The following is a 23,673-nucleotide window of genomic DNA, read 5'->3' as shown; positions in this document are numbered from 1 at the left end:
ACGCATGGAAGCACGCGAGTGGCACGTGGACGACGAAGTGGAGTTGCAGAGGTTGGGCGAGCGCCTCGGTGCGTGTCTCGCGCCGGGCGACGCCGTGCTGCTCGAGGGGCCGATGGGCGCGGGCAAGACCACCTTCGCGGCGGGCGTCGGCGCGGGCGCCGGCGTGATGCAGCCGATGACGAGCCCCACTTACGTCCTGCGGCAGGAGCATCGCGGCCGCTTCCGCGTGGCGCACTACGATTTGTACCGGTTGTACGCCGACCCGGAACGCCCGGAGACGCTTGACCTTGAGAGCGTCTGGGCCCTGGGGCTGGACGACGATCTCGCGGGCGGCGCCATCCTCCTCATTGAGTGGCCTGGGCCGCTCGCCGAGGAGATGGAGGCGTATCTACGGATCATCCTCCGTCCCGAGGGCAGGGCGCGCACCGTGCGCGCGGAGGCTTTTGGAAAGCGCCCGGAATCGATACTGAAGGAGTGGACGGCTTCATGAGCGTGATCGCCATGGATACTGCGACCGACGTGTTGGCGCTTGCAGTCGCGGACGAGGACGGGAGGCTGATGTCTTCCCTGGTGGAGTTTCTGCCGCGGGCCCATTCGCGCCTGTTGCAGCCGTCGCTCGGCCACCTCTTGGCCGGCGCGCGCATGAACATTCACGACGTCAAGCTGTGCGTCACCGGCGTCGGCCCCGGCAGTTACACCGGCGTCCGCATCGCAGTGGCGGCGGCGAAGGCCATCGGGCACGCGTGTGGCATCCCCATCGTGTCCGTGCCGACGGTCGACGGCATGGCCATGGCGCTGGCCTGCGCGGAGGGCCAACGGTTCGGCGCGTTCATGGCGCTCATCGACGCAAGGCGGGATCGCGCGTTCGGCTGCTGGTACAGGCTGGAGGACGGGCGGCTGCGGGCGCAGTGCGAGCCGACGGTGCAGGCGCTCGCCGACTGGTTCGCCATCGCGGACAGGGAGCGGGCGTCCATCGTGGCGAGCGGCAGGCGCCTCGGCGATTCGGCGGAGGCGCAGGGCGTGCGTGTGCGGTCGTGGAACGAGATTGCCCCCATGATGCCGACGGCGCTCGTCCGGCTCGGGTTGTCGGGATCGTACGAGCGATTCGAGGGCGAGCGCGTGCACGATCTCGCCCCGCTCTACGTGCTGCCCACGGAGGCCGAGGCCAAGCTCGGCGCGAAGGGAGAGGGCGGCGAGTGAGCCCGGGGCCGTTCGATCCGCAGAAGCTCTCCATCCGCCGCATGATGCTGAAGGATCTCGACGACGTCATGCGCGTGGAGACGCGATCGTTCACGGCCCCGTGGTCGCGGCAGGCGTTCGTGGGCGAATTGGTGGAGAACCGGCTGGCGCGCTACGTGGTGGCGGAGTACGACGGGCGCGTGGTGGGCTACGCCGGCTTCTGGATGATCATGGATGAGGGGCACATCACGAACATCGCGGTCGATCCCGACTTCCGCGGCCTGAAGCTGGGCGAGCGGCTGCTGGAGGCCATCATGTCGATGTGCATGGCCCTCGGCGGCCGCAAGATGACGCTCGAGGTGCGGATCACGAACCACGTGGCGCAGAATCTGTACCGGAAGTACGGCTTCGAGCGCGTGGGCGTGCGGAAGGGCTACTACACGGACAACAACGAGGACGCGCTCATCATGTGGGTGGACCTCCCGCCCAAGGTGATGCGCGACAAAGAGGTGCAAGCATGAACATCCTCGCCATCGAGACGAGCTGCGACGAGACATCCGCGGCCGTCGTCGCGGACGGGGCGCGCGTGCTCGGCCAGGTGACGGCGAGCCAGATGGAGATTCACCGCCAGTTCGGCGGCGTGGTTCCCGAGGTGGCCTCGCGCCGCCACGTGGAAGCCATCACGCGCGTGGTGGACACTGCGCTCGGGCAGGCGGGCCTTGGTTTTTCCGATCTCGCCGCCATTGCGGTCACCATGGGGCCGGGACTGCTCGGCGCGCTCCTCGTCGGGGTGGCCGCCGCCAAGGCGTACAGCCTTGCCACAGGGCTTCCCATGATCGGCGTGCATCACATCGCCGGGCACGTCGCGGCCGCCATGCTGGAAGAGCCGGATCGGCCGGCCGTGCGGCCGCCCTTTTTGTGCCTTGTGGCCTCCGGCGGCCACACGGAACTGTACGAGGTGGACGCGTCGTTTCGATTCAAGCGCCTCGGCGGAACGCGCGACGACGCGGCGGGCGAGGCGTACGACAAAGTGGCGAGGCTGCTCGGCCTCGCCTATCCCGGCGGCCCCGAGGTGGACAGGCTGGCGCGTCAGGGCGATCCGGCGCGCTTTTCCTTTCCGCGAGGACTCTTGGACGATCCGTCGCTCGATTTTTCCTTCAGCGGCATGAAGACGGCCGTGCTCGTGGCGCTCGACAAGATCAAGCGCCAGGGGCAGGACGTGCCTGTGGAGGACGTCTGCGCGAGCTTTCAGGCGGCGGTGATCGAGGTGCTGGTCGAAAAGACGCGGCGCGCGGCCCGGGTGACCGGCCACAGGACGGTGGTGGTGGCGGGCGGTGTGGCGGCGAACCGGGGCCTGCGCGCGGCCATGCGCGCCATGGCGGACGAGGAGGGGCTTCAGGTCCACTTTCCGTCGCCTGGCCTGTGCACGGACAACGCGGCGATGATCGCGGCGGCGGCCTACGCGCGCGCGCGGGAGGGCCGCTTCGACACGCTCGAGCTGGGCGCGTACGCCGATCTGACACTGGACGAATGGCAGAGCGGGCGTTATCCCGCGGAGTGAGCAGCATAGGGCACGGAAACAGGCGAGGCTTCGGCCTCGCCTGCTTGTCCAATGGGGCTCCGCAAAGCAGGGATGATGTGCGAGGAACGGTCCACCGCGAACGGCCGTTCCTGTGCATAAGTCCGGCCAATCGCGCTGTGGATGTTGTGGAAAGGTGTCGAAAAGGCTCGAAACGGCCGGGATCGAGCTTGTGGATAAGTCGGTGGACAATGTGGATAACTGAACATTGTCCGCATTCGAAAGGGCGCTTCCCGGCGAAATCTTTCTAGCCGTGCCAGTCCTCAAGCGCTTGTCGCAGTTCCTCGAGTTCCAGCGATTTGGCTTCCCACTGCTCGAGCGCGCGCTGATACTCCGCTTCGAGGCGCCGGTAGCGCGCGTCGAGATCGCGCAGGCGCTCAATGTCCTGCGCCACCGCGGCTTCGCTCTGATCCTTCGCCACCTGTTCCATCTCCCGCTCCATTCGGTGCGCGGCCTCTTCCCAGCGAGCGATCTCGGCCTCCAGCTTGCGCGCCTCGCTGGAGCGGATGCGCCGCCGTGCCGGCGGCTCTTCCGCGACCTCCCGCGTGCCACCGCCGCCTGCCTCGGTTTCGTCCTCCGCACCTTCGATGCGCCTGAGTCGCTCGTTTTCCATCACCTTCTCCATGTAGTCCGTGTAGTTGCCGATGTACCACTCCACGCCGTCCCGCGTTAACACCGCGACGTGCGTCGCAATCTGGTCGATGAAGTAGCGATCGTGCGAGACGAAGATGACTGTGCCGTCGTACTCTTCGAGCGCCGCCTCGAGCGCCTCTTTGCTCGGGATGTCGAGGTGGTTGGTGGGCTCGTCCATGATCAGCACGTTGGCGCCGCTCTGCATGAGCAGGCACAGCCGGAGTCGGCTCTGCTCGCCACCGGAGAGCGCGCGCACGGGCTTCAACACGTCCTCTCCCCGGAACAAGAACTGCGCTAAGAGCTTTCGCACGGACGTGTGATCGAGGTCCGGGAAGGTGTTCCACACGACGTCGATGACTTGCTCGTCCGGCGGAAGCCCCCCATCCTCCTGCGCGTAATAGCCGAGATCGACGCCCTGGCCAAAGCGGAACCAACCTTCGATGGGCCGGAGTTCCCCGACGAGCGTGCGAAGAAGCGTCGTCTTGCCGGCGCCGTTCGGGCCGAGAATGGCGAGTCGCATACCGCGCTGCACGCGGAAGTTGATGTGGCGCGCGAGCGGCTGGCCGCGATGGCCAATGGCGAGATCGCGCACGTCAAGCACGTCCTCGCCCGAGGTGCGCCGCGCGGAAAACCGCATCCAAAGCGACGGGTCGTCGGCGGCCGGGCGCTCCATCCGCTCCATGCGCTCGAGCATCCGGCGGCGGCTCTGTGCTCTTCGATGCGTGGACGCCCGCGCGATGTTCCGCTCGATGAACGCCTCCATCCGGGCGATCTCGTCCTGCTGCGCCTCATACCGCCGCCACATCTCCTCGCGCTCCGCGGCCCGCATCTCCAGGTAGACGCGATAGGGCCCTGGATAGGCCCGCGTCCGTCCGCCCTCCAGCGCCACCGTAAGGCGCGTGACGCGATCGAGAAAATACCGGTCGTGGGAGATGACGACGAGCGACATCTCTCCGTGCGACAAAAAGTCCTCCAGCCAGGCGAGCGTGTCCATGTCGAGGTAGTTTGTGGGCTCGTCGAGCAGGAGGACGTCCGGGCGAGCCGCGAGGAGCCTCGCCAGGGCGAGCCGCGTCCGCTGCCCGCCGGAGAGCGTGGCGATGGGGACGTCGTGCATATCGCGCGGAAAGTTGAGCCCCGCGAGGACGCGGCGGACGTCTGCCTCCCACTGGTAGCCTCCGAGAGACTCGAAGCGACGCGTCTTCTCCTCGTACAGGTGCGCGATCTCCGCAAACCGCGCTTCGTCTTCGTACAGCGCCGGGTCGCTCATCTGTGCCTCGAGTTCGCGCAGCTCGCGCTCCAGTTGCTGAATGGGCCGCTTCGCTTCGGCGACGAAGTCGTACACGCGCATGTCTTCCCCACGGCCTACGAATTGCGCGACGTAGCCTAGCCGAACGCCGTTCTTCACGTACATGCTGCCTTCGTCCGGCGCCTCTTCTCCCGTGAGAATGCGCAGGAGGGTGGACTTGCCCGCGCCGTTTGGGCCGACGAGGCCGATCTTGTCCCCCGCGCGGACGGTGATGGAAGCCTCGCGCAGCACCTCCATCCCGTCGTAACTCTTTTTCACCCGATTCGCTTGCAAAAGGATCATACGTACGCTCCTTTGTCCATACACTCTAGCAGCCAAGTTCGGACGAGGTGGGGAGGCTCCTTCATGTCCAGCGCGTCGTTCCCGTTGCCGCAACGCTTCACCTGGCAATATGACCTCATCGTGTGGTTGCAGTCGTATCACTCGGCCATGCTGGATCGGCTGGCCGTGGCGTTTTCCTACTTGGGCAACGAGTCGTTCTACTTCGCCGCGCTGCCCGTCCTGATGCTCGCCGTCGATCGCGTCCTCGGCATGCGGCTTGCCTACGTGTTTTTCACCAGCATGTACCTGAACGCGTGGCTCAAGTCCTATTATCACATCGCTCGGCCCATCGGTGTGCCTGGGATTCGGTCCGGCGACATTCGTTCCGCGACGGGCCTCTCGATGCCGAGCGGCCACGCGCAGGGGACGATGACGTTCTTCACCGCGTTCGCGCTGTGGTTGCGCCGCCCGGTGTGGCTCCTTCTCGCCATCCTCCTGTCGATCGCCGTCGGCATCTCGCGCGTCTATCTCGGGCTTCACTGGCCGATGGATGTCGTCATCGGCTGGGTAGCAGGGCTTGCCATCGGATTTTGCGGCTGGCAGATCGGGCGCTGGTGGACCTACCGAGGCGTCCCGTTTGGCGCCGCCGTCGCGCTCGCCGTTCTCTTCCCGGCCATTCTCCTTGTCCTCGCGCGCGACGTCACCTCGGCGGTCTACGCGGTGTTTCTGCTCGTCGGCGGCGTGGGCGCGGCGCTCGAGAAGCGGTTTCTCCGCACTTCCCTCGATCCCGTCCTCTGGAAGCGCGTGGCGGCGGGCGTGATCGCGCTTGGGGGTGTGGTTGCGGTACAATTGGCGGTACAAGCGCATCTGGAGGAGCCCTTGTGGCAGTACGCGCGCGCGGCGGCTGTGGCGGCCTGGGCCACCGTGCTCGCGCCGTGGCTGTTTCAATTCCTCGGACTGTACACGCGGGAGGCAGATTCCCATCGAGACCGATAAGCAGGCGCTGCGCCAACAATATCGCGTGAAACGGGCCGCCATCCTGCCGGACGCGAGGCGCCGTCAGGAGGAAGCCATCTGCGCACATGCGCAGGCGTGGCTCCGCGCGCTTCCCATCAGCGGATTTCTCGGGCTGTATGCGGCTGTCCACGGCGAGGTCGATCTCGCCCCACTGGCCGAGGCGCTGCTTCGGGGAGGTGCGAACATCGCCTTTCCGCGCGTGGAAGGGCCGGCGCAGATGGAGTTCTGCGCCGTCCAGTCCCTCGCGGATCTGCATTCCGGCGCGTACGGCATTCCGGCGCCAGGGCCTCGCGCCCGGGTCGTCCCGCCCGGCGAGGTGGCGGTCGTCCTCGTTCCGGGCCTTGCCTTTGCGGAAGACGGCACGCGACTCGGGTATGGCGGCGGCTTTTATGACCGATATTTGAAGCGTCCGGAGGCGTCATCTGTCCGGCGGATTGGCGTGTGTTTCGTCGAGCAGCTTGTGGCTGTGCTGCCTCGCCACCCGCACGACGTCCGCATGCACGAGCTCCTGACGGAGAGGGGGCTTGCGCCCTGCAGGTGGTGAAATGGGCCGTCGTGCTCGCGGGCGGCGCGTCGAGGCGGATGGCAGAGCGGGGGAACAAGCTTGTGCTTCCGCGGGAACCGGGCGGGATTCCGATGGCCGGCCACGTCGCGCGCGTTGCGGAAAAGGTCGCTCCGCGCGTCGCCGTGCTCTACGCGGACGAGTCTGTGCGGAGCGCAGTCGAGCCGTGGATGACGGGCGAGATCGCCTGGGTAAGAGACGGGGAATGCTACCAGGGGCCGCTTGCCGCTCTCGGCCGCTTTGCGGCGCGCGAGCCGTCGGACCTCTCGCCGCTCCTGGTGCTGGCGGGGGACCTGCCCGGGATCTCAGAACACGCCGTGCGGGCGCTCGTGGACGCGTTCACGCGCACCGGTGCTGAGGTCGCCGCCGCGGAGCGCGAGGGGAGGATGCAGCCGCTCGTTGCTGTCTACGCGGAGCGCGCGGTGCGAGCCATCGCGGATGCTGCCGCGCGCGGGGAGAAACGAATTCTAAACGCCCTTGAGGGGCTTTCGATTTGCACCGTCACGTTTGACGATGTCTGGGCCGTTCGGCCGGTGCACCGGCCGGAGGACTACGAGGCGTGGCTGGAGAGGGAGGGAAAGGCGTGATCCGGCGAGAAGTGCCTGTGGAAGAGGCCATTGGCCTGGCGCTCGCGCACGATATGACGCGCATTGTGCCTGGAGAGTTTAAGGGGCGCCAGTTTAAGCGCGGCCACGTGGTGCGGGAGGAGGACATCCCGGTCCTGCTCGACATGGGGAAGCGGCACCTGTACATTCTGGAGCTCGAGCCGGGCGAGTTGCACGAAGACGATGCGGCCGTCCGCATGGCCCGGGCCATCGCGGGCGAGGGCGTCGAACTCTCCGAGGTGGCGGAGGGCAAGGTCATCCTCCGTGCGAAGCGGGACGGCATGCTGTGGGTGGACGCGAGGCGCGTGACCGCCATGAACACCATCGACGAGATTTCCATCGCGACCAAGCGGCCGTTCCAGCACGTGACACGGGGGACAAGCCTCGCCGCCGTGCGCCCCATTCCGCTGGTCATCGCCGAGGACAAGGTCCGCGCTGTGGAGGTCATCGCGTCGCAGGCGCAGAAGCGCGCCGTGATCGACGTGTTGCCGTATCAGCCCCAGAAGGTGCGGATTGTGACGACGGGCAGCGAGATCCTGCACGGGCGCGTGGAGGACAAGTTCGGTCCCGTGCTAAGGGCCAAGCTCGCGCGCTACGGCATCCAGGACGTGCACCAGGTGTTTGTCGGCGACGAGCGGGATCGGATTGCGGATGCCATCGCCGAGGCGTGCGAGAAGGGGGCGACGCTCGTGCTCGTCACGGGCGGGATGTCGGTGGATCCCGACGACCGCTCGCCGGGCGCCATCCGGGATGCCGCGACCGAGGTGGTGACGTACGGCACGCCCATGCTGCCCGGGTCCATGCTCATGCTCGCGTACCGGAATGACGCCGCCATCTTTGGACTGCCGGGCGCCGTCATCTACGATCCCATCACGTCGTTTGATCGCCTCCTTCCGCGCGTGCTCACGGGGCTTCGCGTCCGCAAGCGGGACATCGCCGTCCTGGGCGTGGGTGGCTGGCTCAATGCGTGACGCGAAGGGACCTGTGATCATCGGCATTGCGGGCTTCTCCGACTCCGGCAAGTCGTGTCTCGCGGAGGCGCTCGTCGAAGCAGCGTCCGCGCAGGGACTGCGTGTGGCGTACCTGAAGCACGATGGCCACGCGGACGAGGCGCCAGACGACTGGGAGAAACCAGGCTCGGACACCGCCCGCGCAACGGCCGCCGGCGCATCGGTGACAATGGTCGCGAGCAGCCGCGGCTTTCTTCTGCGATCTCGCCAGGAGGGCGGATTTCCCGCGTGGTTCGCGGCCATCCGCGCCGTCGCGGATGTCGACGTCGTGATCGCAGAGGGAGGCAAGCGGGCGGCGCACGCGAAAGTTGCGGTGGTGCGGGGCGAGCGCGAGTGGACACAGCTGCTCGCCGCGGGCGCCGTGGCCATCGCGGCTGCTGTCGCGCCCGATGGGGCGCTGACCGGGATCCCGGTACCCGTGTTTCGGCCTCATCAGGCGGCGGATCTCCTGGCGTGGTGGCGAGATCGGTGGCGCCAGGGCGCGCTCGCCGCGCCCGTGGTTCCCGACTGACAGCCCGGAAACGAGTCTTTCATGGTGGGCGCAAAAAAGTTGAATTCCCTGTTGCACTCTCGCAACGAACCGATTATCATAGTCCATGGTGTTAGCACTCACCGAGCGAGAGTGCTAACAAAGGTTCGGAACAACATTTCGCAAGGAGGTCGTTCGCAATGTTGAAGCCGCTCGCTGATCGCGTGGTGATCCGTCCGGTGGAGCGTGAGGAAAAGACCGCTAGTGGCATTTTCCTGCCGGACAACGCGAAGGAGAAGCCGCAGGAGGGCGAAGTGATCGCCGTCGGCCCCGGTAAGCTCGATGAGAAGGGCAACCGCGTGGCCATGGAGGTCAAGGTTGGCGATCGCGTCATTTACTCGAAGTACGCGGGCACCGAGGTCAAGGTGAACAACGAGGAGCTCTTGATTCTGCGCGAGAGCGACATCTTGGCGATTGTCGAGAAGTAATGCCGGAAGGCTCTGCAGCGCTTCATGAACGGAACATTCCACAATCGTCAGGGAGGTATGCAACATGGCAAAGGAGATTCGCTTTGGTGAAGAAGCTCGCCGTGCGATGATGCGCGGTGTTGACGCGCTTGCGGATGCGGTCAAGGTGACGCTCGGGCCAAAGGGCCGCAACGTGGTGCTGGAGAAGAAGTTCGGTTCGCCGCTCATCACCAACGATGGTGTGACCATCGCGAAGGAGATCGAGCTCGAGGACGCGTACGAGAACATGGGTGCTCAGCTCGTGAAGGAAGTCGCCACGAAGACCAACGACGTCGCGGGTGACGGTACGACGACGGCGACGGTCCTGGCGCAGGCGATGATTCGCGAGGGTCTGAAGAACGTCGCCGCCGGTGCGAACCCGATGGTGCTCCGCCGCGGCATCGAGAAGGCCGTGACGGCGGCTGTCGAAGAGCTCAAGCAGATCGCGAAGCCGGTTCAGGGTCGCAAGAACATCGCGGAGGTCGCGGCCATCTCGGCTGGTTCGAACGAGATTGGCGACCTCATCGCGGACGCCATGGAGAAGGTCGGCAACGACGGCGTCATCACTGTTGAAGAGTCGAAGGGCTTCACGACCGAGCTCGAGGTCGTCGAGGGTATGCAGTTCGATCGCGGCTACATCTCGCCCTACATGGTGACGGATGCGGACAAGATGGAGGCCGTGTTGGACGAGCCGCTCATCCTCATCACCGACAAGAAGGTCTCGAGCATCCAGGAGATCCTGCCGGTCTTGGAGCGAGTTGTGCAGTCCGGACGTTCGCTGCTTCTCATCGCCGAGGACGTGGAGGGCGAAGCGCTCGCGACGCTCGTGGTCAACAAGATCCGCGGTACGTTCAATGCCGTGGCCGTCAAGGCGCCTGGCTTTGGCGATCGCCGCAAGGCCATGTTGCAGGACATCGCCATCCTCACGGGTGGTCAGGTCATCAGCGAGGAGCTGGGTCTTGAACTGCGCAACGCGACCCTGGATCAGCTCGGCCGCGCTCGCCAGGTGCGCGTGAGCAAAGAGAACACCATCATCGTGGACGGCGCTGGTGACAAGTCTGCCATCCAGGCTCGGATCAACCAGATCAAGGCGCAGATCGAGGAGACGACCTCCGACTTCGATCGCGAGAAGCTGCAGGAGCGCCTCGCGAAGCTCGCGGGTGGCGTCGCGGTCATCAAGGTGGGTGCCGCGACGGAGACGGAGCTCAAGGAGAAGAAGCTCCGCATCGAGGACGCGCTCAACTCGACGCGCGCGGCCGTCGAAGAAGGCATTGTGCCTGGCGGCGGTGTGGCGCTCGTGAACGTCATCCGGGCGCTCGACAACGTGCAGGCTGAGGGTGACGAGCTGACGGGCGTGAACCTCGTCCGCAAGGCGCTCGAGGCGCCGGTCCGCCAGATTGCGGAGAACGCGGGCGTCGAGGGCTCCATCATCGTGGAGCGCCTGAAGGCGGAGCAGCCGGGCATCGGTTACAACGCCGCCAGCGGCGAGTGGGTCAACATGTTCGAGTCCGGTATCGTCGACCCGGCGAAGGTGACGCGCTCCGCGCTGCAGAATGCGGCGAGCGTCGCGGCGACCTTCCTCACGACCGAGGCTGCGGTTGCCGACAAGCCGGAGAAGGAGAAGGCTCCGGCGCCCGGTGCGGGCATGGGCGACATGATGTGAGGATTCTCCGAGGAATCAAGGCATCCGAATGGGCGACCATTCGGGTGCCTTTTATATTGCCAGGAGGCACGGCAAGGCGGACCTTTGCAGCCTTCTGGCTTGAAGGCGCCGAGATCGCCCGCCGCGTTTGTGAAATCAGGGTTTTCCCGGATGGTCGGATGCCTCTCGCGCGAGTAGGCTTGTGGGTGAAAGGGCTTTCATTCGCGAGGGGGGAGTCGCATGCGTTATCCCATTGTGATTGTGGGCGGCGGAACTGCAGGGATTTCGACAGCTGCGCGATTGCTTCGGGAACATCCAAGTTGGCGGGGGCAGGTGGCTATCGTGGAGCCTGCCGAGAAGCACTACTATCAACCGCTTTGGACGTTGGTCGGCGCGGGAGCTGCACCGCTCGAGGCAACGGAACGGGATGAGGCATCGCTCATACCGCCTGGTGCGGTGTGGATTCGGGACGCCGTCGTCGCCTTCCGGCCCGAGCAGGGCGAGATCGAACTGGCGTCAGGGGCTGCACTTTCGTACGATGCGCTCGTGGTTTCCATGGGCATCCAGATGGATTGGAACAAGATCAAGGGGCTTCTGGGCAACATCGGGCGCAACGGGATCTGCAGCAATTATACGTACGAGTACGTCCAGACGACGTGGAGCGCGCTTCAGAAGTTCCGCGGCGGAAATGCCGTGTTCACCATGCCGGAGACGCCCATCAAGTGCGGGGGTGCACCTCAGAAAATCGCTTATCTCGCAGACGACTACCTGAGGAAAAAGGGCGTTCGACACAAGGCGCAGATCCACTTCGTGACCGGAACGCCCACCATCTTCAGCGTGAAGAAGTACGCCGACGCGCTGATGAAGGTGGTCGAACGCAAGCACATTCATACGCATTTCAAGCATCGCCTCATTGAGGTGAAGGCGGACGACAAGGTCGCCGTGTTCGAGAACCTGGACACGGGCGAGACCATGGCCCTTGACTTTGACCTGCTGCACGTGGTGCCGCCGATGAGCGCGCCGGACGTCATCAAACAAAGCCCACTTGCGAACGAAGCCGGATGGGTCGACGTGGACAAATTCACCCTGCAGCACGTGCGCTATCCGAACGTCTTCAGCCTCGGCGACTGCTCGAGCCTTCCTACCTCCAAGACAGGTGCGGCCATTCGCAAGCAGGTTCCGGTGCTGGTGCACAACCTGACAGCCTATCTAGCAAACCGGCCGGTCGAGGCCGAATATCATGGCTACACCTCCTGCCCCTTGGTGACGGGCTATGGCAGACTGATCCTCGCCGAGTTCGATTACAGCCACGAGCCGGAGGAGACCTTCCCGTTTGATCAGGGCCAGGAGCGCTTCAGCATGTACGTGCTCAAGAAGTCGTTTCTTCCAGTATTGTACTGGGACGGCATGCTCAAGGGCCTGATGTAGGCGGGGGAGGTGGGATTATGGCTGACAACCATGCGGTCGAAGTCAACGGGGCCCGACAGGCCCTTGGCGATCCGGATTTTCAGGCGAAGTTTGTGCGCGTCATCGAGCGATTGGCCGAGTGGGACGAGGCGCTCGGTGACGTGTCCACCGCCATCGCGTTCGGGCGGGAACTGGTGCAGGATCGGGAATCCATGCGCTACCTAATGGCGTCAGCGTCGGACGAGATTCCGCTGCGGGTCGATCGCGACACCATCGTCGCCCTCGCCGAACTCGCGAGTGCCCTGCCGACGCTCGTGCAACTCATGCGTCCCCTACTGCAGTTCGCCGAGTTTGCCAAAGCCGTGCTTGAGGACCGGGCTTCAGTCGATTATCTGCTCGCGAGCCTCGCATCCGAGTTTGGGGCGGTGCAGCGGATGGCCCAAGAAGCTCGCGAGATCTCGCGCGAGGCCGGGCGCATTGCCGCAGAGGATCGCACACCAGTGACCGTCTGGTCGCTCATTCGCCTGCTGAAGGAGCCGGTCGTTCAAAAGGGGCTTCGTTATGCGAAGGCATTCGTCCAGGCGGCTCAGGAACGTACCGAAGCGCCGCCTGTGAAAAGCCTGTAAACGCGGATAGAGACAGATTTCACGAGAGGATGGGTGACATGTACCTTCGCCGCTTCTACGATGAAGCACTTGCGCACGCTTCTTACTTGGTCGGCTGCCAGGAAACAGGCGAGGCCTGCGTGATCGATCCCGCCCGCGACGTCGAGCCGTATTTGCACACGGCCAAGCGAGAGGGGCTTCGCATCGTCGCTGCGCTCGAGACACACATTCACGCGGATTTTGTCTCCGGGGCCCGGGAACTGGCGGGTGGCGCAGGCGCGGCCATCTGCGTGTCAGACGAAGGACCGCCGGAGTGGAAGTCCGCGTACGTCCAGGCGTATCCACACCGGCTGTTGAGGGACGGCGACGAGCTTCGCTTTGGCCATGTGAGGCTTGTGGTGATGCATACGCCCGGGCATACGCCGGAACACGTCTCGTACCTCCTGTACGACGGCAAAACTTCGCCGGACGTGCCCATGGCGCTTTTTTCCGGTGACTTCGTCTTCGTGGGAGACGTCGGGCGGCCGGACCTGCTCGAGCGCGTGGCCGGCGAGAGCGGCAGTTCGGAGGCGCTCGCTCGCCAGATGTTCCGCTCCCTGCGCAAATTTGAGGCGCTGCCGGATCACGTCCAGGTGCTGCCGGCCCACGGCGCGGGCAGCGCGTGCGGCAAGGCGCTCGGCGCCGTCCCGTCGTCCACAGTTGGCTATGAGAAGCTCGTGAACTGGGCCCTTCAGCACCAGGACGAGGACGCTTTCGTCCAGGCCCTGCTCGCTGGGCAACCCGAAGCGCCGGTCTACTTCGCCCGCATGAAGCAGGTCAATAAGAACGGGCCGCGTCTGCTCAAAGAACTGAGCGCGCCCGCGCGGGCGGCGCTGTCGCCGGAAGCGCTTCGCGCGTGGCGAGCGAGCGGCATCGTGTTGGATGTGCGCCCGGCGGATGCGTTTGCAAAACGCCACTTGGCCGGAAGTCTCAACATACCCTGGAACAAGTCGTTTGTCACGTGGGCGGGGTGGCTCCTTCCTGCCGATCGGCATATCCATCTGCTGGCTGCGGACGGAATAGCGCCCGACGTGATCCGCGCGCTTCGCTCCATCGGCATTGATGACGTGGCGGATTGGGCCGATCCGGCCGAGGTGGAGGGCGCAGCGGCCGACGACGTCGCGTCCTACGTCAACGTGACACCCGACGACGTGCGCGGAGCGCTTGCGCAGCAGGACATCTGGCTTCTGGACGTCCGCAACGCCGACGAGTGGGCGGGGGGCCACCTGCCGCAGGCTCACCACATTCCGCTCTCGAAGCTCGCGGTTCACATCCAAGAGGTACCGCGCGAGGCATCGGTCTACGTGTATTGCCGGACGGGCGGCCGATCCGCCATCGCCGCGAGCCTACTTCGGGCTCACGGCGTGGAGGATGTTCGCAACATGCTGGGTGGATACGAGGCGTGGCGCGGCAAGGGTTTCCCTGTTGAGGCGTGATGTCGTAAGGTAGAGGAAACGCGCTGGCGAGGTTGGTGGGGATGGTCACCAGAACCATGGGCTACAGCCCGGAACGGCTGCGACACCTGTTCAATGCCCTGAACGACGGGATCATCGTCATGGACAAAGACCGCGTGATTGTGTTCATCAATCCATCCGCGACGCGTATGACGGGCTGGGAACTGGGCGATTGGATTCCGTATTGCCGGTATTGCCAAGCGCGCGAGGTGGGCGCCGGTGAAGAGCGGTGTTTCCTCGCCGGGCAGCGCGAAGTTTCGTACTTTGAGTCTGAATTGCCGACGAAGCAAGGCGCCTATGTCCCGGTTGGCATGAGCCGCACGTTCCTCGAAGCGCCTGGCGGCGAGACGAGCCGTGACATGGTAATCGTCATCCGCGACGTCACGCGCGAGCGGCAGGCGAAAGAGTTGGAGATGCGGGCGCGGCTGAACCGCATGACGCTGGAGGTGCAAGAACAGGAGCGCAAGCGCATCTCCCAAGAGCTGCATGACGGGGTGAGCCAGTCGCTGTACGCGGTCGATCTCGGTATGGAACACCTCAAGCGCCAGGCCCCGTCTCGCCTGCACAGGGCGCTCGACGACCTGCGCGCGCAGATTAAGCGCTGCTCGCAAGAGGTGCGCGCGCTGTCGCATACCTTGTATCCGTCGCTCCTGTACGATCTCGGCCTTAGCGCGGCCATCCGCATGCTGAGCGAGGAAATGTCGACAAGCGGCTGCCGGATCGACGTCACCATGAACAAGGAGTGGCCGGCCGGCGATCTCGGCGGCATCGCCATCCACCTGTACCGCATCGTGCAAGAGGCGGTGCACAACGCGATTTCACACGGGCGGGCTCGACACATTCAGATTCACATGACGTGCGCCGAGATGTGCGAAGTGGAAATCCGCGACGACGGGTGTGGCTTCGACGCGGAGCAAATCAAGCTGCTACCCGGCTACGGGTTGAAGAACATGCGCGAGCGCGCGTCTGCCCTGAATGGGGTGCTCGAGATCGACAGTCAGCCTGGGCAAGGTACGCGTGTTCGCGTCATCTTTCCCAATCCGCTCGGGTGAGGAGAAAGGGGCGAATCGTTATGGCCCACACGCGCGTGGTCATCGTGGACGATCACGCCTTGGTTCGGCAGGGCCTGCGCCTGATTCTGCACGGCGTAGCCGGGATTGAGGTGGTGGGGGAGTGCTCGTGCGGCGAAGAAGCGCTCAAGGCCGCGGTCAAAGAGCGGCCCGACGTCATGCTGATGGACGTGCACATGCCTCAAGGGCTGGACGGGATCACGACCGCGCGCCACCTGCGCCAAATCGCCCCTGAGGTCCGGGTCATCATGCTGACGATGTTCGACGATCGCGCCCATGTGGAAAAGATGCTGGATGCCAAAGTCGCGGGAATCGTATTCAAGCACGATGACTCGCAGGAGATTGTCGAAGCCATCCGGCGGGGGCGGGCAGAGTGTCCTTACGTCTCGCGCCGCTGGACCGGGAACATAGAGGCGAAAGGCGAAGTGGACGGGCGTGGGCGAGACGATATTCGTCTCTCGCCGCGCGAGGCGGAAGTGCTGGTGCTGGTGGCGAGAGGCTATACGAATCGCGAAATCGCAGATGCGCTTCATATCAGCGTCAAGACGGTCGAAACCCACCGTCAGCACATCGCACGGCGCCTCGGGGCGACGTCCCGCGCTGCACTCATCCGCTACGCTTACGAGAGCGGGCTCGTCGATCCGCCCGTGCCGGGAGGGGTGACGGGATCAGATTTTTGGGATTTTTAAACAAGCCGGCCTTCCAAGTGGCACTCTTTCGTGGGGCCCCATTCGACCGTGCGCGTCGCGGGAGACGTGGGCTGAACGAAGCGTTCGAGGGCGGACCTTCGGCAGAAGCGCCGAGGCCCGCCCTCGGCGTGGCCATCTCTCCGGCTAAGAAAGATTCGCGGTCCGCTCGGCCTTCTCCTCGCGCAGCGCCTCGCGCAGGCTGCGCAGGGCCTTGCGGAACGCCTTGGTCTGTTCGAAGGTCACGCCGTAGGTCTTCAACTCCTGGAGCTGTTTCAGCCGCCGCTTCGCCGACTTGTATGCCGCTCGCTTTTCCTCGTAGGTCCGGTGTGGATCGCGCTGAATTTCCGCGGCGTCCAAAATGGATTGAAAACACATCCGAGCTTGCGTGACAAATTCCGTCTGACACATCACACAAAACTGGAGATTCGACGGCATTTTGCACCGCTTGCATCGGCTCGCACTCTTGGGGAAGGGCCTCTTGCCGTACAGAGGTACGGGTTCCGGGTTGAGGGCTGACAGCGAGATCTCCTCGGTGTCTTTGGCCACGTGCGCATCCCTCCTTTGGTCGAAGGGCTTCGGCCTGTCCGGAGGCCGCTCCATCCGCGCAAAAAGACGCATGCGCTGCGGTGGAAGTTCATGCACTCGACTCAAGTCCTGCGGTGTCGCCTCTTCCTTGGATCCTAGCACAAGACTCCTTGGATTGCGACGAACCACGAATCGCAGGCGGGCAGCTTTGCCCCTGATGGCCATGGGGAAGCGCGCGGTGGGGACCTTCAAGTACCCATCTCCTTCCTAACATGATCCCGGAGGCCGCATTCAGCAGCGCGTCTCTTCTCTACCCACTATATGGCCGTTCTTGCGAGCTATGCGGACGGCAGTCGATTTGTTAGAATCGGGAAGAAGAGAAGACGAGGGAATGGGGAATATGACGTTGGCTTCGCGTCAGCTCAAGGGAGAACTGGAACCGATGACCCCCGCGTTTGCGCGCCTGCGTGATGTCATATCGTCCGTGGTCTTCGGCCACGAAGAGGCCATCGATCTCGCCCTTTGCGCGCTCGTCGCCGGCGGTCATGTGTTGATCGAGGACGTTCCAGGCGTGGGCAAGACGACGCTTGCCAAGGCCCTTGCACGCCTCCTGGGGCTGAACCTGAGCCGCGTGCAGTGCACGTCGGATCTTCTCCCTGCGGACATCCTGGGGTACGTCATGTACAACCAACAGTTGGGCGCGTTCGAAACGCACAAAGGGCCCATTTTCAGCGAGATGGTGCTGGTGGACGAACTGAACCGCGCGTCACCGCGGGCGCAAAGCGCCTTTCTCGAGGCCATGGAGGAGGGCTGCGTGACGTTGGACGGCGAGCGGCATTCGCTTCCGCGGCCCTTTTGGGTCATTGCCACGCAAAATCCTCGGGAATTCGAAGGGACCCATCCACTGCCCGAGTCGGAGATGGATCGGTTCCTGATGTGCATCGCACTTGGCTATCCTTCCGCAGAAGAAGAAATCCGCATGCTCGCGGCGGGAGGCGGTCAAGCCCAATTAGACGATCTAAAGCCTCTGGCGGCGCCATCGGACGTGCTGACATGGCAGCGCGAGGCGGACGAAATTCACGCGGATCCGGCGATCCTTCGCTACGCTGTAAACCTCGCCCAAGCGCTTCGCGACCACCCGCACGTGCCGATGGGGCCAAGCCCCCGCGCGCTCCTGGCCCTGCTTCGCGCAGCCAAAGCGCGCGCCTATACACGTGGCCGCCCGTACGTGGTTCCGGACGATCTGCGCCAGCTCGTCCCACACGTATGGCGGCATCGGCTTCACCGCGCTCGGGATCCATGGGTGGAAGCGACGTCGGATGGGCTCCTGGAGGAGGTCTTGCACCAAGTGCCGACGCCGAAGCTCGGTGACGCGCGATGAGCATCGCATTGCGCAGGTCATGGCTCGTAGCCGCGCTCATCCTTGCCAGTGCGTTTGTGACGTCGCTCGCGCTCGGAACAGGCGCGGTGGGCGTGCGTGCGCTTGCAGGCGCCATGGACGCGCTCAGTTTGTACGAACTATGTTTTGCGGTGTGTGCGATGGCCATCTCGAGCGCGCAGGTTGATCTTCCGGCGCGCGCGTCCGCGGGTGACAGCGCGCGTGTGCTGGTCGACATCTCGGGCCGCGCGTTCGGGTTCGGATTGTGGAGGCGCCGCGGCGAGATCGCACTGGAGTGGGAGGAACACCGCGTTCCGTACGATCGCCTTGGCGGCGTCGCGTCGTTCAAACGGGCCGGCGGATACCAGGTTCAGATGGAGGCGTCTTCGCTCCGCCGCGGCCAATACCGTCTGCGCGGCGTGTGCGTCCGGCTCAGCGATGCGTTCGGCCTCCTTTTTGTCGAATGGCGGCTCCCAGCCGAAGGTGTGATGGTGGTTTACCCCAAGGTGTTGCCGGCGGGAGAGTGGACGCGCGAGGTCGAGCGGCAGGTGCGGGCTTGTGAACGGGCACGGGATGATGCGAGGACGGTTCCGACCGGCGGTTTGGTACCCTTTCGAACCGGTGAGCGGCGGAGTCTCATCCACTGGCCCACGTCACTTCGGATGGGGAACTTGTACGCGAGAGAACTTGCCTTCGATAGGCCGCGTCCGTGGCTCGTGGTGCCTCTGGCGGAGCAAAACGACGTCTTCGTGACGGAACAGGTACTATCCGTGGCCTTTTCTCTGGTGGTTCACTGGCAGCGGCAGGGGCAATCAGTCGAGTGCCTGGCGCCCGCCTCTACCGACGGTCGGGCCACGTGGCGCCGGTGCAGGACGTTCGACGAGGTGGGGCGCGCGCTGGCATCGGTGAACGCATCCGCCACCGTTGCCGCCGTACCCCGGGCAGAGCTGCGAGGTGAATGGGGCGCGACCATATGGGTGACGGCGCGCGCGTGCGACGCCATTGCGCGGACGGTGGACTCACGCGCGGTGACGGTGTCAGCGGTGGATGTCTGGGCCATTGTGGACGCGGGGCGCAAAGGTGCGCGCGAAGCGGCCCATTTCCGCAGTTCGTGAGGAAAAGGAGGGAGCACCGATGGCTCATCAGCTTACTCGGCGTCTGGTGCGAAACCTCCTCTGTTTCGCGTGGGTCGTGATCGCGCTGTCGCCTGTGGCAGGGGTGTTCGCTCGGCGCGCGGCGCTCGAGGTGGGGGCGTTTTGGCTTGCCATGTGTCTTGCCGCCGCGCTGGCGAATCGCTGGCAGCGCGGCGCCGCGTGGATGGCCCTCGCGGCTGTCCAAGCTGCCGCTGTAGCCGAGGCGGCCCGTGTTGCCGGATGGCCGTGGAGTGTCGCAGACACCGTGTGGCGGCTGTACGCCTTCAGCCTGGCTGGACTGGCGGCGATGGCGCTCGTGCGGTACGCGTATCGGCGCCCTCTCACGTGGCTCCTCTACAACGCCGTCGCTCAGACGGGGCTTGTGGCAGTCTCCCTGGCACATCCGGTGGCGGGCGTGGGACTGGAGCTTGTCTGTCTCGCCGTCATGCTGGCCCTTTTTGCATACGGTCGCTGGGAGGGGGAGGCGGGAGAGCCCGACTGGCGACGCGTCGCGAGGGTGGGCGCGGGGGTTCTATTGTGCGGCGCATTATGCGCGTTCCTCGCGCCGAAAGGTGCCCTTGCGCCGAGCGTGGCGCGCATCGTGATGTCGCTCGTGCCGCAGACGCCCGCGCGCACGGGCTACAGCCTGGACGACAGCCATCTCGGCGGCTCGCTCGTGACGGATCCGCAGCCGATCCTCGAAGTTCGAGCGCCCATCCCGCTCGATCTCCGCGGACAGGTGCTGTCCGACTACACGGGGCAGGGCTGGGTGTCCGTCCCACTCGACGGATCGGACGTCGCCACCGCGGCCGTGGGCCAGCCTCTCCCGGGCGGTCTGCCGTTCGCGCGTCTCCCCTATCGCACGATGGACGTCGCCGTGTCGGTGAAAGGCGCCGTCAACACGTCGGACCTCCTCGCGCCGTATGCGGTCGATCGCGTCCTGCGGCTGCCGGGCCTGTACGGGAACGAGTTCGCCATCGACACCTTGCAGGGCAACATCAAGGCGGCGCCGCTCGGCCCGGGGGAATCGTACGAGCTGGAGGTGGCTGTCCCGAACAACCCGTACGCACGCCTCGCCTCACTGAGCGTACCTTTTGCCGACGTGCGGCGCGACATTCCGGCCAGCACTCGGGCAGTCGACACGCAGTTGCCCGCCGAGTTGCCGGCGAGCGTCAGGCAGTTGGCAGCGCGCATTGTAACGAACGCGCACGCGGTGACGGAGTACGAGATGGTCAACGCCATCATCCAATATCTCGCTGCTCACGAGGGGTACGACGTGTCGGACGTGCCGGTGCCACAGCCAGGAGAGGACTACGTCGCGCAGTTTCTCTTTGACACGCACCGCGGGTACTGCGACAACTTCGCGAGCGCCGCCGCGGTGATGCTGCGCGCGCTCGGCGTGCCTGCGCGCTTCGTCACAGGGTTCGCCGTCGGCGCGGACAACGAGATGGCCCCGGACACGTACGTGGTGTCGGAGGCAGACGCGCACGCGTGGATCGAGGTGTATTTTCCGGGGTTCGGCTGGATCCCCTTCGACGCGACGCCTGGCTTCGCCATGACGTTCGCGCCGAGCTCGGTTCCCGGGCGCAGCGCGACTGGGAAGCAGCCGAGATCCAGCCGTCACGGCGAAGCGCCCGCATCTTTGCCGGTCGTCAGGCGCGAGGTGCGCGTGGTGGCGCCCGTCGCGCTCGGTGGCGTTGCGGCGGCGCTGGGCGCCCTTTGGGCCGTGAGACGGGTCCGGCGGCGCCGCAAAGCGCGGCAGGGCGACTTCGACGCGTTCCTGCGGCTCGTCGGCGAGGCCCGGGCGGCGCTCGGCCTGCCTCCGAGCGCCACGCTGCGCGACTTGCGGCCGCTCGCCGAACGCGCCGGCGCAGCGGATGCTTTCGGGCCTTGGCTTCGCGCCGCCGAGGCGAACCTGTACGGTCGCGAATGGGAGGCGTCCAAATCCGCAGGCTGGCGAGATCTCTCGGCGACGCTCGTCCAGTGGCTTGAGGCGGCTTCTCGCGAGGGAGTGGCGCGAACCCGTTAGCGCTTTTGGCTCTCCATCTGCCCATGCGGTTGCATGGGCACAACGCGATTTCATCTTTGAATATTCATGCGCGTTCTCCGGCAAAGCGTGGTAAGATTGAAAGAGAACTTCAACTTAGAACCGAGGGATGGCCATGCAGACGGGCATCGAGCGGGTGCGGATTGAGACGCCGTATCCCGAAGATCACGTGAACGCGTACCTCATCTTGGGCGATCCGATCACGCTGGTGGACTCAGGGCTGCCGTTTCCCAAGTCCCTTGTGCAGCTCGAGGAGGGACTCGCGCGGCACGGGGTGCGGTTCGCAGACATCGAGCAGATTGTCGTGACGCATATGCATCTGGATCACATCGGAGGCGTTTCCGCTGTTCAGCGCGCTTCCGGCGCGCGCGTCGTCGTCTCCGAGGCGGCGCGTCGCATCGTCGAGCTCGGCGAAGAAGAACATCGTCGCTTCGACGCGTTTTACGCGGCATTTGCCCGCGAGGCCGGATCGGACGTCCGTTGGGAGTCGCGCATCTGGATGCAAAAGTACGATTGGCGCGACGTCGTCTACGTTCGCGATGGCGATGTGGTCCGCGCGGGCGGGCGCGACTGGAGAGTGATGTACGTACCCGGCCACAGCCGCACCGACATCTTCATGGTGGATCCCGACGGTCACGCCATCGCGGGCGATCACCTGCTGCCCACCATCTCGGCGAACGCGTTTGTCGAGCCGCCGGTCGATCCGTCCGCCGCTCGCCCGAAACCGCTGCTCGACTATCGCGCATCGATGGAGCGCACCCGCGCCCTGGATCTCGTCCGGGTGTATCCCGGTCACGGAGATCCGTTTGCGGACCATCGGGCCCTCATCGACAGGCGATTCGCCGAACACGAGTCGCGCTGCGTGCAGATCCGCCAAGCGCTGGCTGAGGGCGCGACGACCGTGGCGGAAATTACCCGCCGTCTCTTCCCGAAGCTGGAGGGACCAGTGGTCATGCTCGGGCTGTCTGAGGTGCAGGGCCACCTCGATTTGATGGAGAGCCGCGGCGAGGTGATCTCGGCGATGGACGGAGAGGTCAGGCGGTGGATGCGCGTACCGTCAGTTGGGTGAGGCGTGGGAACGGCCTGTGAGAATGAATAAAGTATGCTAGTCGATCAGGTGTTCGATTTCAAATTCTAACATTTGCTGAATTCGAATGGCGAATGGGTGGTACATGCTCGGCATGATTCGAAGGGGGAGTTGCCGTACAAGTTCTTTTGCCGAAATTGCGCGGGTTTCGGAATCCATCTCCCGAAGCACCTTCAGCCTGTCAAGTAAATCTGCCACGTCACACACGACGTGTCCTCTCAATTCCACAAAATCCTTCGTGGTATGAAGAATATCTCCGTGTTCCCCAAGAAGCGCGCGCAGGTAGTGGAGTGAAACCCGCAACCGGAGTCTTGATTTGGCTGGGTCTTCGTCTGGCCAAATGACCTCGCAAAGTGTATCTCGAGAGGCACGTCTGTGGAGTGCGAGATAAAGCATGAGTATCTGCGCGTGGCGCCTTTCCCATCCGTGTCGAATGGTATCGTGATTAACTGTGACATAGAATTCGTTGAGGCAATGGACGTAGATGTGTTTTTTTACATCATCATCATTATGAATCAGATATCGATTCACGGTAGATAAATTGTCGGAAAATTTACGATCTGCCTCAGAACCCAATACGAATTTGAGAATCTCACGGGCGACCGCTTCTGGCTGTTCCATGTGAACGAGATTGGAAGCGTTTGGGCATGTCCAAACTTTCGCCTTCGGCTGGTTTACTAGCAACCGAGATAGATGGATGACTGCTAGGGGATCAAATTCTCCTTGAATAAAGAGAGTCGGGCGATCGACACCGGCAAAATCCCTTGGGTTTGAGGTTTCATACGCCAGTTTCAAAAGTTTTACGTAAAAATGCGGATTTACCGAAGCGTTCATTTTCTTAATATGTTCAAGATAGGGAGCAGTTGGGTTGCGCACTAAGACGTGCGCAAGCATATCCCACATTGGCTTTAGGCTTTGGGTTGTGTTGATTTGATTGATAATTTCAACGAATTCAGTCCCCATTTTCGCTCCATGAGAAGCGTGCGGCGAAAGAATTGTCAATGTGGCAATCCACTCCGGGATGAACTTTGCCAGCCGCAAAGCCGTGGTACCGCCGAACCCGTGGCCAATCACGTGATAGGGAGGTTGGTTGAGATTGCGCAGATAAGAAATGACATCGCTAATGAGAGAGCCCCAATCCACATTTCGTTTAAATTCCACTTGTGTGCGACTTCCGTGTCCTGGAAAATCGTAATAGACGACATGCCCGTGTGACGATAAGAAGGGCGCGAGATCGCTGTAGGCCGAACAGTTCATTCCTAAACCCGGAATCAGTATGAACACCGGACGTTTGTCGGTTCGGGCTTCGTGAATTGCAGGGCCGCTCATCGAACATTCGCCGCCTTTCTCGCAAGCAAGTTCTCCTCGCCGTGGATGTGAAAGTAACGCTCGTGTAACGGTCTAGAACGACAATCGGTTATGTGACAGGTTGAATGGCAGTTGATGATGCTTTTTTAACGCGAGCCTTTT

General features: G+C 64.1%; 23 protein-coding genes. 20 read left to right on the top strand and 3 right to left on the bottom strand.

Annotated elements, in window-relative coordinates; all coding sequences use genetic code 11:
* Positions 1–4: 4 nt before the first annotated feature.
* Genes tsaE through tsaD form a run of 4 tightly spaced genes read left to right on the top strand, consistent with a single transcriptional unit; the run spans position 5 to position 2,740 of the window.
* The gene (gene tsaE, locus AMA01_RS10065) at positions 5–490 is read left to right on the top strand and encodes a tRNA (adenosine(37)-N6)-threonylcarbamoyltransferase complex ATPase subunit type 1 TsaE (protein ID WP_067850565.1); all 486 of its coding nucleotides are present in this window, start codon (positions 5–7) and stop codon (positions 488–490) included.
* The gene (gene tsaB, locus AMA01_RS10060) at positions 487–1,200 is read left to right on the top strand and encodes a tRNA (adenosine(37)-N6)-threonylcarbamoyltransferase complex dimerization subunit type 1 TsaB (RefSeq protein WP_067850563.1); all 714 of its coding nucleotides are present in this window, start codon (positions 487–489) and stop codon (positions 1,198–1,200) included. The genes tsaE and tsaB overlap by 4 nt, the downstream gene beginning before the upstream one ends.
* Positions 1,197–1,700 carry a ribosomal protein S18-alanine N-acetyltransferase gene (gene rimI, locus AMA01_RS10055; protein ID WP_067850561.1) on the top strand — a complete coding sequence of 168 codons (504 nt, stop codon included), beginning with the start codon at positions 1,197–1,199 and terminating at the stop codon, positions 1,698–1,700. Before tsaB ends, rimI begins: the two co-directional genes overlap by 4 nt.
* Complete coding sequence (gene tsaD, locus AMA01_RS10050) at positions 1,697–2,740, top strand: tRNA (adenosine(37)-N6)-threonylcarbamoyltransferase complex transferase subunit TsaD (protein ID WP_067850559.1); 1,044 nt, start codon at positions 1,697–1,699, stop codon at positions 2,738–2,740. Before rimI ends, tsaD begins: the two co-directional genes overlap by 4 nt.
* A gap of 265 nt (positions 2,741–3,005) precedes the next feature.
* Here the strand turns inward: tsaD and AMA01_RS10045 are convergent, their stop codons facing one another.
* Positions 3,006–4,979: an ABC-F family ATP-binding cassette domain-containing protein gene (locus AMA01_RS10045; RefSeq protein ID WP_067850557.1), complete on the bottom strand. Its 1,974-nt coding sequence runs from the start codon at positions 4,977–4,979 to the stop codon at positions 3,006–3,008.
* 63 nt (positions 4,980–5,042) lie between these two features.
* On the opposite strand from AMA01_RS10045, the gene AMA01_RS10040 reads away from it, so the two are divergent.
* The 12 genes from AMA01_RS10040 (at position 5,043) to AMA01_RS09985 (ending at position 16,033) form a co-directional block, all read left to right on the top strand.
* Complete coding sequence (locus AMA01_RS10040) at positions 5,043–5,954, top strand: phosphatase PAP2 family protein (protein ID WP_067850555.1); 912 nt, start codon at positions 5,043–5,045, stop codon at positions 5,952–5,954.
* Positions 5,863–6,519, top strand: a complete 657-nt coding sequence (locus AMA01_RS10035) for a 5-formyltetrahydrofolate cyclo-ligase (protein WP_067850624.1) — start codon at positions 5,863–5,865, stop codon at positions 6,517–6,519. Before AMA01_RS10040 ends, AMA01_RS10035 begins: the two co-directional genes overlap by 92 nt.
* Complete coding sequence (mobA, locus tag AMA01_RS10030; RefSeq protein WP_231862909.1) at positions 6,513–7,124, top strand: molybdenum cofactor guanylyltransferase; 612 nt, start codon at positions 6,513–6,515, stop codon at positions 7,122–7,124. Before AMA01_RS10035 ends, mobA begins: the two co-directional genes overlap by 7 nt.
* Positions 7,121–8,113, top strand: a complete 993-nt coding sequence (locus AMA01_RS10025) for a molybdopterin-binding protein (protein WP_067850553.1) — start codon at positions 7,121–7,123, stop codon at positions 8,111–8,113. The genes mobA and AMA01_RS10025 overlap by 4 nt, the downstream gene beginning before the upstream one ends.
* Complete coding sequence (gene mobB, locus AMA01_RS10020; protein WP_067850551.1) at positions 8,106–8,663, top strand: molybdopterin-guanine dinucleotide biosynthesis protein B; 558 nt, start codon at positions 8,106–8,108, stop codon at positions 8,661–8,663. The genes AMA01_RS10025 and mobB overlap by 8 nt, the downstream gene beginning before the upstream one ends.
* 158 nt (positions 8,664–8,821) lie before the next feature.
* Positions 8,822–9,109 carry a co-chaperone GroES gene (gene groES, locus AMA01_RS10015; protein ID WP_067850549.1) on the top strand — a complete coding sequence of 96 codons (288 nt, stop codon included), beginning with the start codon at positions 8,822–8,824 and terminating at the stop codon, positions 9,107–9,109.
* 64 nt (positions 9,110–9,173) lie between these two features.
* Complete coding sequence (groL, locus tag AMA01_RS10010; RefSeq protein WP_067850547.1) at positions 9,174–10,790, top strand: chaperonin GroEL; 1,617 nt, start codon at positions 9,174–9,176, stop codon at positions 10,788–10,790.
* A gap of 219 nt (positions 10,791–11,009) precedes the next feature.
* Complete coding sequence (locus AMA01_RS10005) at positions 11,010–12,197, top strand: NAD(P)/FAD-dependent oxidoreductase (RefSeq protein WP_067850544.1); 1,188 nt, start codon at positions 11,010–11,012, stop codon at positions 12,195–12,197.
* 17 nt (positions 12,198–12,214) lie between these two features.
* Positions 12,215–12,802, top strand: coding sequence for a DUF1641 domain-containing protein (locus AMA01_RS10000; RefSeq protein ID WP_067850542.1), 588 nt, complete (start codon positions 12,215–12,217; stop codon positions 12,800–12,802).
* 38 nt (positions 12,803–12,840) lie between these two features.
* Complete coding sequence (locus AMA01_RS09995; protein ID WP_067850540.1) at positions 12,841–14,256, top strand: MBL fold metallo-hydrolase; 1,416 nt, start codon at positions 12,841–12,843, stop codon at positions 14,254–14,256.
* Between the two features lie 41 nt (positions 14,257–14,297).
* Positions 14,298–15,326, top strand: a complete 1,029-nt coding sequence (locus tag AMA01_RS09990; protein ID WP_231862908.1) for a PAS domain-containing sensor histidine kinase — start codon at positions 14,298–14,300, stop codon at positions 15,324–15,326.
* A gap of 20 nt (positions 15,327–15,346) precedes the next feature.
* Positions 15,347–16,033: a response regulator transcription factor gene (locus tag AMA01_RS09985; RefSeq protein ID WP_067850536.1), complete on the top strand. Its 687-nt coding sequence runs from the start codon at positions 15,347–15,349 to the stop codon at positions 16,031–16,033.
* 144 nt (positions 16,034–16,177) lie between these two features.
* Here the strand turns inward: AMA01_RS09985 and AMA01_RS09980 are convergent, their stop codons facing one another.
* Positions 16,178–16,579, bottom strand: a complete 402-nt coding sequence (locus tag AMA01_RS09980) for a hypothetical protein (protein ID WP_067850534.1) — start codon at positions 16,577–16,579, stop codon at positions 16,178–16,180.
* Positions 16,580–16,949: 370 nt separating this feature from the next.
* Between AMA01_RS09980 and AMA01_RS09975 the strand changes: the two genes are divergently transcribed.
* The 4 genes from AMA01_RS09975 (at position 16,950) to AMA01_RS09960 (ending at position 22,185) form a co-directional block, all read left to right on the top strand.
* Positions 16,950–17,939 carry an AAA family ATPase gene (locus AMA01_RS09975; RefSeq protein WP_067850532.1) on the top strand — a complete coding sequence of 330 codons (990 nt, stop codon included), beginning with the start codon at positions 16,950–16,952 and terminating at the stop codon, positions 17,937–17,939.
* Positions 17,936–19,051: a DUF58 domain-containing protein gene (locus AMA01_RS09970; RefSeq protein WP_067850530.1), complete on the top strand. Its 1,116-nt coding sequence runs from the start codon at positions 17,936–17,938 to the stop codon at positions 19,049–19,051. Before AMA01_RS09975 ends, AMA01_RS09970 begins: the two co-directional genes overlap by 4 nt.
* 19 nt (positions 19,052–19,070) lie before the next feature.
* Entirely contained in the window at positions 19,071–21,098 is a 2,028-nt protein-coding gene (locus tag AMA01_RS09965) for a transglutaminase-like domain-containing protein (protein ID WP_067850528.1), read from the top strand.
* 133 nt (positions 21,099–21,231) lie between these two features.
* The gene (locus AMA01_RS09960) at positions 21,232–22,185 is read left to right on the top strand and encodes an MBL fold metallo-hydrolase (RefSeq protein WP_067850526.1); all 954 of its coding nucleotides are present in this window, start codon (positions 21,232–21,234) and stop codon (positions 22,183–22,185) included.
* Positions 22,186–22,221: 36 nt separating this feature from the next.
* Here AMA01_RS09960 and AMA01_RS13630 read toward each other — a convergent pair whose 3' ends face one another.
* Positions 22,222–23,532 carry an alpha/beta fold hydrolase gene (locus AMA01_RS13630; protein ID WP_082744133.1) on the bottom strand — a complete coding sequence of 437 codons (1,311 nt, stop codon included), beginning with the start codon at positions 23,530–23,532 and terminating at the stop codon, positions 22,222–22,224.
* Positions 23,533–23,673 lie beyond the last annotated feature (141 nt).

The sequence above is a fragment of the Alicyclobacillus mali NBRC 102425 genome (genome assembly GCF_001570745.1).
Lineage (GTDB): Bacteria > Bacillota > Bacilli > Alicyclobacillales > Alicyclobacillaceae > Alicyclobacillus > Alicyclobacillus mali.
Note: the sequence above shows the minus strand (reverse complement) of the source record. Positions and strands in the feature narration are given on the sequence as shown.

What these genes read in the sequence shown, in the direction of transcription:
- tsaE (WP_067850565.1), top strand. Translation starts at nt 5, where the DNA reads ATGGAAGCACGCGAGTGGCACGTGGACGACGAAGTGGAGTTGCAGAGG.
- tsaB (WP_067850563.1), top strand. Translation starts at nt 487, where the DNA reads ATGAGCGTGATCGCCATGGATACTGCGACCGACGTGTTGGCGCTTGCA.
- tsaD (WP_067850559.1), top strand. Translation starts at nt 1,697, where the DNA reads ATGAACATCCTCGCCATCGAGACGAGCTGCGACGAGACATCCGCGGCC.
- AMA01_RS10045 (WP_067850557.1), bottom strand. Translation starts at nt 4,979, where the DNA reads ATGATCCTTTTGCAAGCGAATCGGGTGAAAAAGAGTTACGACGGGATG.
- AMA01_RS10040 (WP_067850555.1), top strand. Translation starts at nt 5,043, where the DNA reads ATGTCCAGCGCGTCGTTCCCGTTGCCGCAACGCTTCACCTGGCAATAT.
- mobB (WP_067850551.1), top strand. Translation starts at nt 8,106, where the DNA reads ATGCGTGACGCGAAGGGACCTGTGATCATCGGCATTGCGGGCTTCTCC.
- groES (WP_067850549.1), top strand. Translation starts at nt 8,822, where the DNA reads ATGTTGAAGCCGCTCGCTGATCGCGTGGTGATCCGTCCGGTGGAGCGT.
- groL (WP_067850547.1), top strand. Translation starts at nt 9,174, where the DNA reads ATGGCAAAGGAGATTCGCTTTGGTGAAGAAGCTCGCCGTGCGATGATG.
- AMA01_RS10005 (WP_067850544.1), top strand. Translation starts at nt 11,010, where the DNA reads ATGCGTTATCCCATTGTGATTGTGGGCGGCGGAACTGCAGGGATTTCG.
- AMA01_RS10000 (WP_067850542.1), top strand. Translation starts at nt 12,215, where the DNA reads ATGGCTGACAACCATGCGGTCGAAGTCAACGGGGCCCGACAGGCCCTT.
- AMA01_RS09995 (WP_067850540.1), top strand. Translation starts at nt 12,841, where the DNA reads ATGTACCTTCGCCGCTTCTACGATGAAGCACTTGCGCACGCTTCTTAC.
- AMA01_RS09990 (WP_231862908.1), top strand. Translation starts at nt 14,298, where the DNA reads ATGGTCACCAGAACCATGGGCTACAGCCCGGAACGGCTGCGACACCTG.
- AMA01_RS09985 (WP_067850536.1), top strand. Translation starts at nt 15,347, where the DNA reads ATGGCCCACACGCGCGTGGTCATCGTGGACGATCACGCCTTGGTTCGG.
- AMA01_RS09975 (WP_067850532.1), top strand. Translation starts at nt 16,950, where the DNA reads ATGGGGAATATGACGTTGGCTTCGCGTCAGCTCAAGGGAGAACTGGAA.
- AMA01_RS09970 (WP_067850530.1), top strand. Translation starts at nt 17,936, where the DNA reads ATGAGCATCGCATTGCGCAGGTCATGGCTCGTAGCCGCGCTCATCCTT.
- AMA01_RS09965 (WP_067850528.1), top strand. Translation starts at nt 19,071, where the DNA reads ATGGCTCATCAGCTTACTCGGCGTCTGGTGCGAAACCTCCTCTGTTTC.
- AMA01_RS09960 (WP_067850526.1), top strand. Translation starts at nt 21,232, where the DNA reads ATGCAGACGGGCATCGAGCGGGTGCGGATTGAGACGCCGTATCCCGAA.
- AMA01_RS13630 (WP_082744133.1), bottom strand. Translation starts at nt 23,532, where the DNA reads ATGAGCGGCCCTGCAATTCACGAAGCCCGAACCGACAAACGTCCGGTG.